This window comes from Baumannia cicadellinicola str. Hc (Homalodisca coagulata) (assembly GCF_000013185.1).
GTDB lineage: Bacteria > Pseudomonadota > Gammaproteobacteria > Enterobacterales > Enterobacteriaceae > Baumannia > Baumannia cicadellinicola_E.
Window position 1 is genome coordinate 137,888 of record NC_007984.1, and the last position, 17,751, is coordinate 155,638.

At 30.4% G+C, this 17,751-nt stretch carries 14 protein-coding genes; 10 read left to right on the plus strand and 4 right to left on the minus strand.

All coding sequences use genetic code 11. The features are described from left to right. Window positions 1–78: 78 nt before the first annotated feature. The 5 genes from dapF (at window position 79) to BCI_RS00640 (ending at window position 6,256) form a co-directional block, all read left to right on the plus strand. On the plus strand, window positions 79–903 hold the full coding sequence (gene dapF, locus BCI_RS00620; RefSeq protein ID WP_011520327.1) for a diaminopimelate epimerase: 825 nt from the start codon (window positions 79–81) through the stop codon (window positions 901–903). A gap of 112 nt (window positions 904–1,015) precedes the next feature. Then, on the plus strand, window positions 1,016–1,732 hold the full coding sequence (yigB, locus tag BCI_RS00625) for a 5-amino-6-(5-phospho-D-ribitylamino)uracil phosphatase YigB (protein WP_011520328.1): 717 nt from the start codon (window positions 1,016–1,018) through the stop codon (window positions 1,730–1,732). A gap of 54 nt (window positions 1,733–1,786) precedes the next feature. Beyond that, window positions 1,787–3,727 carry a DNA helicase II gene (uvrD, locus tag BCI_RS00630; protein ID WP_011520329.1) on the plus strand — a complete coding sequence of 647 codons (1,941 nt, stop codon included), beginning with the start codon at window positions 1,787–1,789 and terminating at the stop codon, window positions 3,725–3,727. Window positions 3,728–4,173: 446 nt separating this feature from the next. Next, the gene (gene corA / locus BCI_RS00635; protein ID WP_011520330.1) at window positions 4,174–5,124 is read left to right on the plus strand and encodes a magnesium/cobalt transporter CorA; all 951 of its coding nucleotides are present in this window, start codon (window positions 4,174–4,176) and stop codon (window positions 5,122–5,124) included. A gap of 124 nt (window positions 5,125–5,248) precedes the next feature. Then, complete coding sequence (locus tag BCI_RS00640) at window positions 5,249–6,256, plus strand: AI-2E family transporter (protein WP_011520332.1); 1,008 nt, start codon at window positions 5,249–5,251, stop codon at window positions 6,254–6,256. 14 nt (window positions 6,257–6,270) lie between these two features. On the opposite strand, the gene gyrB is transcribed toward BCI_RS00640, so the two are convergent. Both gyrB and dnaN read right to left on the minus strand, forming a co-directional pair. Continuing rightward, window positions 6,271–8,679: a DNA topoisomerase (ATP-hydrolyzing) subunit B gene (gene gyrB / locus BCI_RS00645; RefSeq protein ID WP_011520333.1), complete on the minus strand. Its 2,409-nt coding sequence runs from the start codon at window positions 8,677–8,679 to the stop codon at window positions 6,271–6,273. A 157-nt stretch (window positions 8,680–8,836) separates the two neighbouring features. Further along, complete coding sequence (gene dnaN, locus BCI_RS00650; protein ID WP_011520334.1) at window positions 8,837–9,949, minus strand: DNA polymerase III subunit beta; 1,113 nt, start codon at window positions 9,947–9,949, stop codon at window positions 8,837–8,839. A gap of 768 nt (window positions 9,950–10,717) precedes the next feature. Between dnaN and rpmH the strand changes: the two genes are divergently transcribed. From rpmH to mnmE, 5 genes are read left to right on the plus strand one after another with little or no spacing between them, the layout of a single operon-like run. Beyond that, window positions 10,718–10,861 carry a 50S ribosomal protein L34 gene (rpmH, locus tag BCI_RS00655; RefSeq protein WP_011520335.1) on the plus strand — a complete coding sequence of 48 codons (144 nt, stop codon included), beginning with the start codon at window positions 10,718–10,720 and terminating at the stop codon, window positions 10,859–10,861. Window positions 10,862–10,872: 11 nt separating this feature from the next. Further along, complete coding sequence (gene rnpA, locus BCI_RS00660) at window positions 10,873–11,220, plus strand: ribonuclease P protein component (RefSeq protein WP_011520336.1); 348 nt, start codon at window positions 10,873–10,875, stop codon at window positions 11,218–11,220. Next, the gene (yidD, locus tag BCI_RS00665) at window positions 11,196–11,453 is read left to right on the plus strand and encodes a membrane protein insertion efficiency factor YidD (RefSeq protein ID WP_011520337.1); all 258 of its coding nucleotides are present in this window, start codon (window positions 11,196–11,198) and stop codon (window positions 11,451–11,453) included. Before rnpA ends, yidD begins: the two co-directional genes overlap by 25 nt. 2 nt (window positions 11,454–11,455) lie before the next feature. Further along, window positions 11,456–13,057 (plus strand): membrane protein insertase YidC, encoded by a 1,602-nt coding sequence (gene yidC, locus BCI_RS00670; RefSeq protein WP_011520338.1) that lies wholly within the window; start codon window positions 11,456–11,458, stop codon window positions 13,055–13,057. Then, on the plus strand, window positions 13,054–14,427 hold the full coding sequence (mnmE, locus tag BCI_RS00675; RefSeq protein WP_011520339.1) for a tRNA uridine-5-carboxymethylaminomethyl(34) synthesis GTPase MnmE: 1,374 nt from the start codon (window positions 13,054–13,056) through the stop codon (window positions 14,425–14,427). The genes yidC and mnmE overlap by 4 nt, the downstream gene beginning before the upstream one ends. A gap of 5 nt (window positions 14,428–14,432) precedes the next feature. Here mnmE and glmS read toward each other — a convergent pair whose 3' ends face one another. Further along, the gene (glmS, locus tag BCI_RS00680; protein ID WP_011520340.1) at window positions 14,433–16,271 is read right to left on the minus strand and encodes a glutamine--fructose-6-phosphate transaminase (isomerizing); all 1,839 of its coding nucleotides are present in this window, start codon (window positions 16,269–16,271) and stop codon (window positions 14,433–14,435) included. Between the two features lie 42 nt (window positions 16,272–16,313). Continuing rightward, a complete protein-coding gene (gene glmU / locus BCI_RS00685) occupies window positions 16,314–17,723 on the minus strand; it encodes a bifunctional UDP-N-acetylglucosamine diphosphorylase/glucosamine-1-phosphate N-acetyltransferase GlmU (protein ID WP_011520341.1) in 1,410 nt (469 codons plus the stop codon). Window positions 17,724–17,751: the final 28 nt, after the last annotated feature.

The following is a 17,751-nucleotide window of genomic DNA, read 5'->3' on the forward strand; positions in this document are numbered from 1 at the left end:
TATTATCAGTAATYGTTTATTAGTTTGAATTATTTTTCAAGCAAAACACTCCAATTATAAGAAGGAGTGAAATTCAATATGCAATTTTCTAAAATGCACGGTCTTGGTAATGACTTCATGGTAGTTGATGTAGTCACACAAAATGTTTATTTGTCACCCACTAAAATTCGTTTCCTAGCAAATAGGCATAGCGGAGTTGGATTTGATCAGTTACTATTCGTAGAACCTCCATATGATCCAGAAATAGACTTTCATTACCGAATTTTTAATGCGGATGGTAGTGAAGTAACACAATGCGGTAATGGAGCACGTTGTTTGGCACATTTTGTTAGAATGAAAAAACTAACAAATAAACGTGAAATTTATATTAGTACTCAAACTAGTCGTATGGTACTCACCATAATAGAAAATAATATGGTACGCGTAAATATGGGCGTACCAAAGTTCGAGTTACCCCAAATACCGTTTGATATGCATCAAATAGAAAAGAAAGAAATTTTATATCTAGCAAAAAACTATATTTTTGGTGGTATTGTATCGATAGGTAACCCACATTGTATTATGATAGTTAATAACGTAGATAGTGCTCAAGTAAGTATAATTGGTCCAATATTAGAAATACATAAGTATTTTTCGGAAAGAACTAACGTTGGTTTTATGCAAGTTATCAACAGAGAACAAGTTCTACTACGTGTTTATGAACGAGGTGTTGGTGAAACCCAAGCATGCGGTAGCGGAGCATGTGCAGCTGTTGCTATTGGCATTAGATTAGGTTTACTCGCGGAGCAAGTACAAGTAGCTTTACCAGGTGGTAAACTGGTAATCTATTGGCGTGGACCTGGTCAATCACTTTATATGACTGGACCAGCTGTTCATATTTATGATGGATTTATCAATGATTAATTCAATCATCAGCACTAATTTATAATTATTAGCTATAGCTAATAATTACTATTATATCTTCTATTCAAGATAAAATACTTTATACCGTATATAGTCAGCTGAGAAAAAACTAATGTATTTTTATCGATATTTACACCCTTTACGCGCATTAACTTTTGATCTTGATGATACTTTGTATGATAATACCGTAGTTCTTACTCGTACAGAGCAAGAATCAATAATTTTTTTACAAAAATATCATCCAGCGTTACAAGGAATAAAGTGGGAAGAATACCAAAATTTACGTAACAAACTATTAGCATCTGAACCAGAAATATATCATGATGTTACTTATTTACGCTGGCGTTCAATTGAACTAATCATGCGTAATGCTGGTCTTAGCGAGAGTAAGGCTCGTGCTGGTGCTAATGCTACAATGGATATTGTAACATACTGGCGTAATAAAATTAACGTACCATCTACTACTCATCATACTTTAGCTGCACTAAGCAACCGCTGGCCATTAGCAGCAATTACTAACGGTAATGTTGATCCTACAGCCTGCGGTTTAGCAGGTTATTTTAGCCATATTCTACGTGCTGGCAGAGATGGGCGTGCTAAGCCATTTAAGGACATGTACCATACTGCAGCACGACTTTTACAGTTACCATTAAGAAATATTTTACATGTTGGTGATGACCTAGAAGCTGATATTAATGGTGCTATTCGTTGCGGCATACAGGCTTGTTGGATTAATGATAGCGGTATTAATATCCAGCATTCTACTCATGCTAGGTTATTACCACATATAGAAATAACACGGTTATCTTCTCTTGAATTATTCCTTTAAATTAGAAGATATACCTATTATACAATATTTTCTCTTTAACAGGTTCTTTTTAAGATGTATATTTCTCATCTATTAGATAGTCTAAATAATAAGCAAAAAGAAGCTGTATCAGCACCATTAGGTAATATTTTAGTATTAGCAGGAGCAGGTAGTGGCAAAACTAGAGTTCTTACACACCGGATTGCTTGGTTACTAGCCGTAGAAAACAATCCACCATCCTCTATTTTAGCAGTTACTTTTACCAATAAAGCAGCAACTGAAATGTATTATAGAATAAAAAATATTCTAGGTAAACATCCGTGTGGGATGTGGATAGGAACTTTTCATAGTTTAGCGTACCGAATTCTACGTATTCACTATATTGAAGCAAATTTACCAAAAGATTTTCATATTATTGATAGTGAAGATCAACATAAACTATTAAAACGTCTCATTCGCTACCTGAATTTAGATGAAAATTATTGGTCTGCGCGTCAAGCTATGTGTTATATTAATGCAAAAAAAGATGAAGGATATCGTCCCCAGAAAATAGATAAATATTTACATGTAATTGAAGCTACTTGGCAGCGTATATACGCTGTTTATCAGGAAGCTTGTGAGCGCAGCGGATTAGTAGATTTTGCTGAATTAATCTTAAGAACATATGAAATGTTAAGAAATAAAGCTACAATAGCTAATTATTACCGTGAACGTTTTTATCATATTTTAGTAGATGAATTTCAGGATACAAATCATATTCAATACTCTTGGATTCGCTTATTAGCTAACTGTAAGGGATATATTACGATTGTTGGTGATGACGATCAATCAATTTATGGTTGGCGTGGAGCTAAAGTCAATAATATGCAGTCTTTTATTCAAGATTTTCCTCAAGTAAAGACTATTAGTCTAGATCAAAACTATCGTTCTACTAAAAATATTTTAAAAGCGGCTAATTATCTCATAGCTAATAATAAAAATAGGCTAATTAAAAACCTTTGGACTAATAGTGATAAAGGAGAATATATTTCTCTCTACTGTGCTATGAATGAAATCGATGAAGCATATTTTGTTGTAAATAAAATTATCTTAAACCATAAAAATGGACTAGCTCTTAAAGATTGTGTAATTCTTTATCGTAATAATGCACAATCTAGAGTATTAGAAGAAGTCTTGTTGCATCTAAGAATACCATACCATATATATGGTGGTATACAATTTTTCGAGCGTAAGGAGGTAAAAGATGCACTAGCTTATTTACGTATTATTAATAACCGTAATGATGATGCTGCCTACGATCGTATAATCAATACTCCTCCACGCGGAATAGGAACTAAAACTATAGAAATAGTCCGTAAAATGGCACAAAATAGACAACTTACCTTGTGGCAAGCAAGTATTGTTTTGTTACAAGAAAAGGTACTTAAATATAGTTCGAACTTAGCTTTACAAGAATTTATTAAATTAATAGAAAATATAGCACAAAATATAGCTAATTTACCACTAGAGATACAAACTAATTTAGTAATAAAACAATCTGGTTTATGGAATATGTATCAACAAGAACAAGGCGAGAAAGGACAGTCACGCATTAAAAATCTAGAGGAACTAGTTAATGCTACTGAAAAATATAATAACCATTATAACAAAGATATGGTTCCACTACAAGCTTTTTTATCAAACATAGCCCTTAATACTAGTGATGAATTTACAAATCATAATAAGGATACCGTACAACTTATGACCCTACATGCTGCTAAAGGTTTAGAATTTCAGCAAGTATTTATTGTTGGTTTAGAAGAAGGTATCTTTCCTAGTCAGATTGCAATTAAAGAACAAGAACAAATGGAAGAGGAACGACGCTTAGCTTATGTAGGGATCACTAGAGCTATTAAGAAACTTACTATAACCTATGCACAAACTAGACGTATATACGGTCAGAAAGTATTTTATTGTAAATCCCGTTTTATTAATGAACTACCGCAAGAATGTATTCTTATGGCAGAAAGATATTAGAATAGTATGTATTAATATTAAGTAATGCCAATAAACATGATTGAAATCTGAATAAATAGATACCCTATCCTTTCCTATCGAGAAAAAATTAGTTTGATAAACAAATTGAATTCATGATATTGCTGTAATAGATATTATCTGCTAAAATTTTTTAAAAAATAACTAAAAACATCAAGGATATATTGACAGCATTTTTCTAATCATCGTAACATGCGCTGCAACATATATTTATGAAAGGAACAACGCCTTGGACACTACCAGTAGATATAAATACTGGCTCATAAGTATGTTTATTAAGTATATACACCAAGGTAACCTATAAAATAGCGGTTTTTTGGTTGTTAAGTTGTAATTTTGAACATATCATAAAGTCAGATCTATTATGTTTACTTAGGTTTATGTGATCTAATGCGTTTTAGTTTGTGACCGTTAAGGAAACGAAACGCATGCTTAATGCATTCGAACTTAAGAATAATCGTTTATCTCGTTTCGAAATAGATCAATCTGGTATATTAGTTAGATCTATTTGGATAGATTTAGTTGAACCTAGTAATTGTGAACGTCATCGTATTCAGCAGGAATTAGGGCAAAACTTAGCTACTCGTTTAGAACTTGAAGATATAGAAGCATCAGCTCGCTTTTTTGAAAATGAGGAAGGTCTTCATATTCATTCTTTTTTTTTCTATGCTGATACTGAAGACCATGTAGGTAATGCTACTGTAGCTTTTACTATCCATGAAGATCGACTTTATACTTTAAGGGAACGAGAACTACCAGCTTTTCGTCTTTATCGTATGCGCACACGTAGCAAAATATATATAGACTATAATGCTTATGCACTTTTATTAGATCTATTTGAAACAAAAATAGAACAGTTAGCAGATCAAACAGAAAATATTTATAGTGAACTAGAAGCTCTTAGCCGAGTAATTATGGATAATCGGCAAGGTGATAAATATGATCAAGCTCTAGCTACCCTCGCTGAATTAGAAGATATAGGTTGGAAAGTACGACTTTGTTTAATGGATACCCAACGGGCTCTAAATTTTTTAGTACGTAAAGCCAGGTTACCAACGAACCAGTCAGACCAAGCTAGGGAAATTCTACGTGATATTGAATCGTTGTTRCCTCATAATGAATCATGGTTTCAGAAAGTAAACTTTCTTATGCAAGCAGCAATGGGATTTATTAATATTGAACAAAACCGCATCATTAAGATATTTTCTGTAGTTTCTGTAATTTTTCTACCACCTACGCTTGTAGCATCTAGTTATGGTATGAACTTTTATTTCATGCCCGAATTAAAATGGTCTTTTGGTTATCCAGGAGCCATTATTCTTATGATTCTAGCTGGTATTACTCCATATTTATATTTTAAGCGCCGTAATTGGTTATGATTGATCTCGGTAATAGCTTATGAGTACTAACTATCATGATTAATATAGCTAATAATAGCATTACTGTATTTTACTCTTTCAGCAACATCGTAATCGTATACTCCTAAAAAGGAAATAATCAACTATGAATACTGTAAGTGAACTAGTTTTACAAACTACATCTTATGTATTAATGTTATTATTTCTTGGTATAATTATACCACTACATTTATTTACATGCTTTCTTGCTGGTTTTTTAGCTTATGAGATAATTATTTCATTAACTCCTGGGTTCGAGCGTATAGTAGGTATTAGTAGTGCTCGTTGGGTAATTGTTACCATGATAGCCATTTTTGTAGTTATTACTATGACATGGGGTATTGTTAGGTTATTAAGTATTCTGACAATAGATACACAAGGTGGTATTGATATTATTGCGGAAATAGACCGCATTTGTTCTATAGTAAACAATCGTATTCCTGATTTTTTGTCTCCATTTATATTGCCTAATAGTGCAGAAGAATTTAAAGTGAAACTACTAAATTTAATTGAATCAAATATTGTTATGATACGTAATATGGGTAGTAAATTCCTGCACGGAATAATAACAGCTTTTATCGGTATGACTATTGGTTCAGTAATTTCACTTAATAAACCTGCAGGTAATAGTACCTATTTTACTCTTCAGTTAATAGCACGTTTAAATTATCTAGCTGAAGCATTTCGTCATGTAGTTTTGGCACAAATAAAAGTATCATTATTTAATACTTTACTTACATCAATTATGATGTTTATAGTTTTTCCTTATTTAAATATAAATTTACCATTAGGTAAAACACTTATTATATTAACATTTATTTTTGGACTATTACCTATAATAGGTAATTTAATCTCTAATTTAATGATTATAATTTCAGCGCTGTCTGTATCTATAACAGTCGGTGGATTTATGCTCTTATACTTAATATTTATCCATAAACTAGAATACTTTATTAATGCAGAAATTGTTGGTAGTCGTATTCACGCAAAATCTTGGGAACTACTACTTGCTATGCTAATTTCTGAAGCTGCTTTTGGCTTAGAAGGATTAGTTGCTGGACCTATTTATTATGCATATATAAAAACAGAATTACGTGCAAGGGAATTAATCTAACCAAGAGCATCAAATTAAACATCTATATTTTTTACTTTCAGTGCATTTTCTTGAATAAATACACGTCTTGGTTCTACAGCATCTCCCATTAGGGTAGTAAACAGCTGATCAGCCATAATTGCGTCTTTTACCGTAACACGTAGTATATTTCTATTTGCTGGATCCATGGTAGTTTCCCATAACTGTGTAGGATTCATTTCACCTAAACCTTTATATCTTTGTACTACTAAACCATGCCGTGACTCTTTAGCTAGCCATTCAACTACTTGTTCAAAATTTTGAACAAACTTATGATGTTCACCACGTTTAATATAGGTATTAGGTTGCATTAAATCCTGTATTTTAGATCCTAAAATAGTCATTTTAGAGTAATCATTACTTTGTATAAAATCTAAGTTAAGTAAATAATCAGCAGAAATACCATGGTTTCTAACTAAGATTTTAGGTTCAAATAATTTATGTATGTAGTTTTCTTGTACATTAAAATCATAACTTATTCCTTGTTGATCTTGCTGATTTAATCTATTAGATAATGATGCAATCCAGTCAGTTACTAAACTAACTTGTTCCATTTGATTTTTGGTAAGTATAGGATAATACATTAAATTTTTTAGTAATATCCGAGGAAATAATCGTTCCATACGATTAATTATTTTTTGAACTACATAATAGTCTGTAACTAATGTTTTTAATCGTTCTCCAGATATAATTTTTGTATTTGAGTGTAGTTGTGCTCCTTTTATAGCTATAGAAGTCTGATATTGTTCCATAGCATCCTCATCCTTTATATATTGCTCTTGTTTACCTTTTCTAACTTTATATAGTGGTGGCTGAGCAATAAAAATATGACCTCGATGGATTATATCAGGCATATAACGATAAAAAAATGTTAATAATAAGGTACGAATATGGGAACCATCAACATCAGCATCAGTCATAATAATAATTGTATGATAACGTAATTTATCTAAATTATACTCATTCCGACCAATACCACAACCTAGTACCGTAATTAATGCAGCTATTTCATTAGAAGATAACATTTTGTCGAAACGAGCCTTTTCAACATTAAGTATTTTTCCCTTTAACGGTAGTATTGCTTGATTCTTACGATTACGACCTTGTTTAGCAGAGCCCCCAGCAGAGTCACCTTCTACTAGATATATTTCAGCAAACTTAGGATCACGTTCTTGACAGTCGGCTAGTTTTCCTGGTAATCCTGCTAAATCTAATATTCCTTTACGTTTATTAATTTCTCGTGCTTTACGAGCTGCTTCGCGAGCACGAGCAGCATCAATAATTTTATTAATAATAATCCTAGCATCGCTAGGATACTCTAACAAGTATTCTATGAAACGTTCGTTCATTAGAGATTCAACAACAGCTTTTACTTCCGAAGATACAAGCTTATCTTTAGTTTGAGAAGAAAATTTTGGATCTGGTACTTTTACTGAAAGAATAGCAATTAAACCTTCACGAGCATCATCGCCAGTAGCAATAATTTTATTTTTTTTATTATAACCTTCTTTATCTATGTAATAGTTAATGGTACGGGTCATAGCTGTACGAAAACCTACTAAATGAGTTCCACCATTTGGTTGTGGAATATTATTAGTAAAACAGTAAATATTTTCTTGGCAGCTATCATTCCACTGCATAGCAATTTCTACATTGATACCGCATTTATCTACGGCAATATAAAAAATATTAGTATGAATAGGTTTTTTATTTTTATTAAGATATTTAATAAAGGCTTTAATACCACCTTGATAATGAAAATGCTCTAATTGAGAGTTCCGTTTATCATGCAAGCTAATAGAAAGACCAGAATTAAGAAAAGATAGTTCTCTTAAACGTTGAGCTAAAATTTCATATTGAAATTCTTTTTTATTAGTAAAAATAATAAAACTAGGCCAGAACCTTATAGTTGTACCAGTCTGTATAGAGTTGCCTACTATTTTTAATGGTGACTGTGGCACGCCATTATAATAAATTTGGTAATAGATGTGTCCTTCACGTTTAATGAAAAGTTCTAGCTTCTCTGATAAAGCATTGACTACTGAAATACCTACACCATGTAAACCACCAGATACTTTATAAGAGTTATCATCAAATTTACCACCAGCATGTAATACCGTCATAATTACTTCCGCTGCAGATCTTCTCTCCTCTATGTGAATATCTGTAGGAATACCCCGTCCATTATCTTGAACAGAAATAGAATTGTCTTCATGAATAGTAACTAATATTTCTTGGCAATATCCAGCAAGAGCTTCGTCAATAGCATTATCAACTACTTCAAATACCATATGATGTAGACCAGTACCATCATCTGTATCACCAATATACATTCCGGGACGCTTACGTACCGCATCTAATCCTTTAAGAACTTTGATACTTGAGGAGTCATAAGAATTTGACATTAATATTTTCCGTTTATTTAAACTTGTAATATATAGATAATGAACTGCAACCTTTTATTAAGGTTTTAAATAAATAATAGTTTTATATATAGAAATTGGATTTCCTTTACAAAATTAAGAGAACATAAATCTCTTAATTTAAGAGTATTACTCATTTTTACATACGCATCGGCATAACTATGTAAATTGACATTGGGTTCATGCAATCATCAATTTGTACACTAGATGCTTCGTTATTAAATAACAAACGAACAGTGTCGCATTTTAAAATACCTAGAATATCTAAAATATAGTTTACATTAAAACTTACTTCTATTTCTGGACCTTCATAAGAAACATCTAATATTTCTTCAGCCTCTTCCTGCTCTAGATTTTTAGCAGTGATTTTTAGCTGATTCTTTCTTAAATATAGCCGGACACAACGAAATTTATCATTAGATAAAATAGCAACACGAGTCAATGCTTGTTTAATTAAATCACGACGGACTTTTAAAATTTTATTAACATTTTTCGGTAGTACACTATGGTAATCAGGAAAATTGCCTTCAATTAAATTTGAAGTAAAAATATAATTACTAATATAAATGCGGATATTATTACTACATATTTGTAATTTTACCATATTATCACCATAATCTAGATCTAATATCCGCAGTAATTCTATTACTCCTTTACGGGGCACTATTATAGAACAATATGGCAATTGTTTTAATACATTAATATAAATAGTACATGCAGCTAGTCGATGTCCATCAGTCGCAACAGTACGTAATTCTTTTCCTGTAATTTCAAATAATAAACCGTTAAGAGAATAGCGTACATCTTGATGTGCCATAGAAAATTGTGTAGATTGAATTACTTTTTTTAAAGTATCTAGCGGTAGATTAAAGACAATTTGATTCTCCCCATCAGCAATTTTAGGAAAATTAGTAGCTGGTAATGTCATAAGGGAAAAACGACTACGACCTGCGATAACTAACATTACTGTTCCTTCGAGAGTAATATTAATTAGTGCATCTTCTGGTAAGCTACGGCAAATATCAAATAATTTACGCGCGCATACCATAATAATACCTATTTTATCAACTTTATTTATAGTTATTTTTGCTACTATTTCTATTTCTAAATTAGTACCAGTTAAAATTAAATAGTTTTCTGTTACTTGTAATAAGAGGTGAGTTAAAATAGGTAACTGATGACGCCCACTTAATCTACTGCTAACTTGTTGTAAAGGTTTCAGTAAATACTTACGTTCAATAGTAAATTTCATTTATGTTATCAAAAAAAAGTTTAACTATATAGTTAAATATTAACTAAATTGTATTAGTTATTACTTGTTATTTATATTAGCTATCTTAATAAATTTAATGCCTATAATATAAGTTTATATTAATGCTTATAAAATATTTTATATGATAATAAGTTTTAAAGATACTACTACATATTATTAATATAATAATATGTAGTATACATAATACGCATATTATTATGCTAATTAATATAGATAATGTTAGTAATATTTTAGTAAAATTTCAGTAAAAATAAATTAGATAAAAATCTATTAATTTTAACAATTAATCTGTGAGATATCAGTATACTAAAATATTAGCTAATGTAATTAGATTACTAGTTATTATATACTTTTCAAAAAATAAGTTAGTAATATTAACTAACTCTAATACTCGAGTAGTCTAAAATAGACATTTAGTATTCACTACAGCATTAACCTAATTTTTATTAAAGTAATAATATATACTAAAATACTAATTTTAACTATAATTTATACATAGACAGTAATTTTTACTACTTATCTTATTTACAAGATTGGATATATCTATTAATATTTAGACTATTTTCAAAGATATGTAAATTCTTAGTATATACAATCAGTCTATTGTAAATTATTATATAATATAAACTTATGTAAAATATAAGCCTTATATGTTATATAAGGTTAATTAGTTTTTACTAAATAGATTAAATATATTAAAAATAAATAAATTTAAACCTATCTTCAATATAATTAAGTACAATTTAAATGAAACGCACTTTTCAACCATCGTTGTTAAAAAGACACCGTACCCATGGTTTCCGTGCTCGTATCGCTACAAAAAGTGGTCGTCAAGTTTTGGCACGACGACGCGCCAAAAAGCGCTCACGTCTAACTATTTCTAATCGTTAAGAAAAATACGAGTGGTTAAACTACATTTTTCAAGGAATTTAAGATTATTAAAACCTGATCATTTTGCTTTTGTTTTCCAAAAACCTAAGCTTGTAAGAATACAGCAAATGGTTATTCTTGGACGTATTAATACTTTAGTTTATCCTAGAGTAGGTATGATAATTGCGAAAAAATATATAAAACTAGCTCACGAACGCAACCATATTAAGCGATTAATACGTGAAAGTTTCCGTTTAAATCAGCATAAACTTTGCATAATGGATTTCATTATTATAGCTAAAAGTGGTCTTACTAAGATGAATAATTTTGATATAATAAAAGCATTAGAAAAATTATGGCATCGCTATTATCGCCTATAATAAAATTATTAAGCTATGTAATACGCTGTTATCAGCTTATAATTAGCCCATTAATCAAACCTCATTGTAGGTTTTTGCCTACATGTTCGCAATATAGTATTACGGCAATACACAGGTTTGGTATATTCAAAGGTATTTGGTTAACATTAATTCGTATATTAAGATGTAATCCTTGGAGTCAAGGTGGTGAAGATCAAGTACCATTAAATATCTTTGACAAAAGAGAATACTAATAATGGATTCGCAACGTAATCTTCTTGTCATAGCTTTACTATTTGTTTCTTATATTATTTGGGAAATATGGCAAAAAGAACATTTTCCACAAAATAATATTCAAAATACTCTTATAGAAATAAAAGATAACTTACCCCAACAGAACATACCATACTACAAAAAAGGTAAACACATCATAGTTAAAACAGATGTTTTTTTGCTTACAATTAATACGTCAGGTGGTGATATTGAACAAGCTTATCTACTAACATATCCGACTAAATTAGGTTCCTCTAAACCGTTCTCTTTATTAGAGAAGAAGCCAACATTCGTCTATCTAGCACAAAGTGGTATAATAGGTAAACATGGTATAGATCAAAAAGAACGTCCACTATATAAAGCTAAACATAAACAATATTTTTTAAACAATAACGAAAATATACTATATGTACCACTAACTTATACATCAACTAATGGTATAGTATATACTAAAACTTTTGTGTTTAAAAGAGGAGAGTTTGCAATAAATGTAAATTATAATATTCAAAATAATAGTAATAAACCTCTAGAAATAAAATTATTTGGTCAATTCAAGCAATCTTTTAATTCTTCTGAATTTAGTGATATTTATCGTAATAGTTTTTCTTTACAAACTTATCGAGGTGCTGCGTATTCAACTACAAAATATAAATATAAAAAGTATAGTTTTAAAGATATCCAACAAACTAATTTAAATGTTAGTAGTAAAAAAGGTTGGATAGCAATGTTACAGCAATATTTTGTTACTGCTTGGGTTCCCATTACTCAAGGTTATAAAAATTTTTATACAACAAATTTAGAAAATGGAGAAGTAGCTATTGGTTTTCAATCTGAAGAAGTAAATATTGCTCCACATAAACAGGATAACTTAAATGCTATATTATGGTTAGGACCTAAAATACAAGATAAAATGGCAGAAATAGATCCTTACTTAGATTTAGCCGTTGATTATGGTTTATTATGGTTTATCTCTAAGCCTTTATTTAAATTACTTAAATTTATTTATAGTATTATTGGTAACTGGGGTTTTGCAATCATTATTATTACTTTTATTGTACGTGGTTTAATGTATCCATTAACAAAAGCTCAATATACTTCTATAGCTAAAATGATGATATTACAGCCAAAGCTAGCTGTAATACGTGAACGTTTTAGTGATAATCCACAACGTCAAAACCAAGAATTAATGGCATTATACAAAGCAGAAAAAATTAACCCATTAGGAGGATGTCTGCCTCTAATTATCCAGATGCCTATATTTCTGGCATTATATTATATGTTGTCAGGTTCTATTGAACTACGTCATGCTCCATTTGCTTTATGGATTCAAGATCTTTCTGCACAAGATCCATATTATATCTTACCCATTATAATGGGTATTACTATGTTAATTATTCAAAAAATATCCCCTACTACTATTACTGATCCTATACAACAAAAGATAATGAATTTTATGCCTATTATCTTTACTGTTTTTTTTCTATGGTTCCCATCAGGTTTAGTATTATATTATATAGTAAGTAATTTATTTACTATTATTCAACAAGAACTTATTTATCGAGAGTTTAAAAAACAAGTTAAATGAATTTAACTTTTGATACTATTGCAGCCCAAGCTACACCGAATGGACGCGGGGGTATAGGTATTGTACGGGTATCAGGTACTCTAACAACTAGAGTAGCTAAAGAATTACTAGGTAAGGTACCTATTCAACGAAAAGCAGAATATCTTACTTTTTATCATCAAAATGGTAATATAATAGATAAAGGGATTGCTTTATTTTTTCCTGGGCCCAATTCTTTTACTGGGGAAGATATCTTGGAATTACATGGACACGGTGGTCCAGTTGTATTAGATCTATTACTTCAACGTATTATCACTTTACCGGGAGTACGTATTGCTCGTCCTGGTGAATTTTCAGAGCGCGCTTTTCTTAATGAAAAAATTGATTTAGCACAAGCAGAAGCTATAGCTGATTTAATTGATGCTAATTCAGCACAAGCTGCACGTGCGGCAATTTCTTCTCTACAAGGAGTTTTTTCCACTACAATTAATGATTTAGTAGAAAAATTAACTAGTTTGCGTGTTGATATTGAGGCAAAAATTAATTTTCCAGAAGAAAATGAAACTAATGTATCTATAGATAAAAAGATAATAGCTAATTTAGATCAAGCAATATTAAGTATAAATAAAATACGTACTGCAGCATATCAGGGATGCATATTACGTGAAGGTATAAAAATAGTTATAACGGGTAAACCAAATGTAGGTAAATCAAGTATTATTAATGCACTCGCTGGTCATGAAGTAGCTATAGTTACTAATATAGCAGGTACTACTCGTGATATATTACGAGAATATATCTATTTAGATGGAATACCAGTTTCTATTATTGATACTGCTGGTTTATGCAATGTAAGTCATAATGAGGTAGAAAAAATTGGTATTCAACGAGCTTGGAATGAAATAAAACAAGCTGATCATATTTTGCTTGTAGTAGATAGTTCTACTACTAAACTAAGCGAACAAGATAAATTATGTAACACACTAATAGCTAATTTTCCATATAAAACACCAGTAACCATTATACGTAATAAAGCAGATATAACAGGTGAAAAAATCGGAGAAACACTGAATAATAATTATTCAGTCATTACGATTTCAGCATTGTCTAGTTTAGGTATAGAGATACTACTAAAATATTTAACAAAAATAATAAGCTTACCTTCTAGTACAGAAGGTGTTTTTTTAGCACGTCGTCGTCATCTGGAAGCATTAGAAATAACAGCTAATTATCTTTTACAATGTAAAGAGAAAATTTCATTCCCCACTATGCTAGAATTAATAGCAGAAGATTTACAGTTAGCTCATAATGCTCTTAGTCAAATTACTGGTAAATTTAGTTCTCATGAATTACTAAAAAAGATTTTCTCTCGTTTTTGTCTTGGGAAATAATAAAATTATTCAACTGTCACAGATTTTGCTAAATGTCTTGGTTGATCTACATTATTTCCTTTTACTACCGCTATATAATATGCCAACATTTGCATAGGTACTGCATAAATAATAGGTGCTATTATAGGTTCTGTTTTTGGTAACAACGTAATATTTATATTCTTACATTGAATAAAACCAGTATTTTGTTCTGCAAATATATATAGCTTACCTCCTCTAGCATGTACTTCTTCAATATTTGATTTGACTTTATTAATCAAATAGTCATTAGCTACAATTACTATTACTGGTATATCGTCATTTATTAATGCAAGGGGTCCGTGCTTTAATTCTCCTGCTGCATATGCTTCTGCATGAATATAAGCGGTTTCTTTTAGCTTTAATGCTCCTTCCATTGCTATAGGAAGGAGAGAACCACGACCAAGAAATAATGCATGTTTTTTGTGAATAAACTTATTTGCCAAAATCTTTATTTCTTTTTCTAAAGATAAGATCTGTTCAATACTTCTTGGTAGTTTTTCTATTGTACGAATAATCTGATGGAATATAACATGTTCCATCCCTCGTATACGAGCAATATATGTAATTAATATTAGCATTAATGTTAATTGTGCAGTAAAAGTTTTGGTAGATGCAACACTAATTTCAGAACCTGCATAAGTAATTAGAGCAAAATCTGATTCACGAACTAATGTAGAATGTTCTGTATTACAAATTGTTAACGATCCTAAATAACCACTATAGTTTTTTGTTAATCGTAATGCAGCAAGTGTATCAGCAGTTTCTCCCGACTGAGAAATTGTAATAAGTAAACTACCTGGTCGTACTACTAATTCACGATAGCGAAATTCAGAAGCAATTTCTATATCACATGGTAAATTTGCTAGTTTTTCTAACCAAAAGCGAGATATCATAGCTGAGTGATACGAAGTACCACAAGCTATAATTTGCACATGTTGTACTTTACTAAATAATATATTAATATTTTCTCCTAATTCTGATAGATCAATGAAATCAGATTGAAGGCGTCCTGCTATAGTGTTTTGAATTGCACACGGTTGTTCAAATATCTCTTTTTGCATGTAATGACGATACTGACTGTAAGTTTCTTCTATATAAGTTTTTTTTGCTAATAAGGTTTTTGATCTTTCTACTATATTACCTAAGTGATTCCGTATTTTTATATTTTGGCTAGTAATTTCTGCTATATCACCTGTTTCTAAAAAAATTAAACAACATGTTACTGGTAACAAAGCATTTTTATCTGAGGCAATAAAATTTTCTCCATCTCCACATCCAATAATCAATGTACTACCAGAACATACAGCCACTAGTTTATTACAATCTAAACTATCCATAATAACTATGCTATAATTACCATGTAGTTGAAAAATAACATTTTGTATAATATCGGCTAAAATACCACCTGTTTGACATTGTTCCCAATGTACTAAGTGAGCAATAATTTCTGTATCAGTATCACTGAAAAATGAATAACCACGTTTAGATAATACCTGACGTAGTGATTGGTAATTTTCAATTATACCATTATGTACAACTATAATATTACTTGAAACATGAGGATGAGCATTACGTTCTTGAATATCACCATGAGTAGCCCAACGGGTATGTGCAATCCCGATTTGACCACTAATACCTTGTTTCTTAGTAGCTTCAGTTAATATATTTACTTTACCTACCTTACGTAAAATTTGTAATTGGTTTTGAGAACTAATTACTGCTAATCCAGCAGAATCATATCCACGATATTCAAGTCTATGTAATCCTTGTAATAGAACTTCAGTAATTTCACGTTTTGCTACTGCACCTACTATTCCACACATTTATATGTTCCTGAGTGAAAACTATAGTTCAATTAATCCATATTAATATATAATATTATACCTAATCTTTTTTTTTGGTCTTTGCCAATTAATAATTGGAAACTGACGGATTCTGCTAATAATTACTTCATTAGAAGTAACATTACTTGTAACAGTAGTACCAGCACCAATTGTTGCACCATCACCAATAGTAAGAGGAGCTATTAACTGACTATCTGAACCAATAAATACATTATCACCAATAATAGTTTGATGTTTATTAGCCCCATCATAATTGCAAGTTATTGTACCTGCTCCTATATTAACATCTTTACCAATATTTGCATCCCCTATATAACTTAAATGTGCAACTTTAGATTTTTTTCCTAGTGTTGATTTTTTTATTTCCACAAAATTACCTACATAAGCGTTTTCTTCTATTTTACTACCGGGACGTAGATGAGCGAATGGACCTACAATACTTCCGTTAGCTAAGTGAGCCTCTTCAATAATTGAGTAAGGTTTAATTATTACGTTATCTCCTATAACTGTATTTTTAATAATACAACCTGTACCTATTGTTACTTGATTACCAAGAGACACTTGACCTTCTATTAAAACATTAGTATCAAAAAATATATTATCTCCATGCTTTAGTTCTCCACGTAAATCAAATCTATTTGGATCAGCTATTATTACGCCTATACGTAATAAGCTTTCGGCTTGTTCTTTTTGATAGAGTCGTTCAAGATTAGCTAATTGTGCACAGTCATTAATACCATTAATTTCGCTAATTTTCTCAGGATGTATAGTATGAATCTTTTTACCTTCCTGCCAAGCTAATGCAATAATATCTGTAAGATAAAATTCATTCATACTATTATTATTAGTTAATTTTGTTATCCAGATTTTAAGCTCATTACTACTTACTGCTAAAATACCAGTATTTATTTCACTTATTAGTTTTTGTTGTGCATTTGCTTCTTGATGTTCGATAATACCAACAACTTCTTGCTCTTTATATAGGATACGCCCATATCCATCTGGATTAGTTAAATTAGCTGTTAATAAACTCAGACCTTGTTTAGAACGTGTAGTTAAAAGATGTATTAGTGTTTGAAATGATATAAGTGGAACATCTCCATAAAGGATTAGTACTTCTTCATCTTTGCCTAAAAAAGGCAAAACTTGTTGAACAGCATGTCCAGTACCAGATTGTTCAACTTGTTTAATCCAATGCAAAAAAGTTTTTTGCTTATGTGCTAATTTTTGCTGTAACAGTTCTCCTTTATAACCATAAACAATATAAATATTTGTAGATTTACATTTAGCTTTTAGTTTTATAGCTGTATCTATTACATATTGTAATATTGGTTTACCTGCTAAGAGATGCAAAACTTTTGGAATATCTGAATTCATTCTAGTGCTTTTACCAGCTGCTAAAATAACTATATTTAATTTAATATTTAACATTAACAATTATCCTGATAAAAAGCTTATC

Excerpts from the sequence above, each read along its gene's own strand:
- dapF (WP_011520327.1), top strand. The coding sequence starts at position 79 with ATGCAATTTTCTAAAATGCACGGTCTTGGTAATGACTTCATGGTAGTT.
- yigB (WP_011520328.1), top strand. The coding sequence starts at position 1,016 with ATGTATTTTTATCGATATTTACACCCTTTACGCGCATTAACTTTTGAT.
- uvrD (WP_011520329.1), top strand. The coding sequence starts at position 1,787 with ATGTATATTTCTCATCTATTAGATAGTCTAAATAATAAGCAAAAAGAA.
- BCI_RS00640 (WP_011520332.1), top strand. The coding sequence starts at position 5,249 with ATGAATACTGTAAGTGAACTAGTTTTACAAACTACATCTTATGTATTA.
- gyrB (WP_011520333.1), bottom strand. The coding sequence starts at position 8,679 with ATGTCAAATTCTTATGACTCCTCAAGTATCAAAGTTCTTAAAGGATTA.
- dnaN (WP_011520334.1), bottom strand. The coding sequence starts at position 9,949 with ATGAAATTTACTATTGAACGTAAGTATTTACTGAAACCTTTACAACAA.
- rpmH (WP_011520335.1), top strand. The coding sequence starts at position 10,718 with ATGAAACGCACTTTTCAACCATCGTTGTTAAAAAGACACCGTACCCAT.
- yidD (WP_011520337.1), top strand. The coding sequence starts at position 11,196 with ATGGCATCGCTATTATCGCCTATAATAAAATTATTAAGCTATGTAATA.
- yidC (WP_011520338.1), top strand. The coding sequence starts at position 11,456 with ATGGATTCGCAACGTAATCTTCTTGTCATAGCTTTACTATTTGTTTCT.
- mnmE (WP_011520339.1), top strand. The coding sequence starts at position 13,054 with ATGAATTTAACTTTTGATACTATTGCAGCCCAAGCTACACCGAATGGA.
- glmS (WP_011520340.1), bottom strand. The coding sequence starts at position 16,271 with ATGTGTGGAATAGTAGGTGCAGTAGCAAAACGTGAAATTACTGAAGTT.
- glmU (WP_011520341.1), bottom strand. The coding sequence starts at position 17,723 with ATGTTAAATATTAAATTAAATATAGTTATTTTAGCAGCTGGTAAAAGC.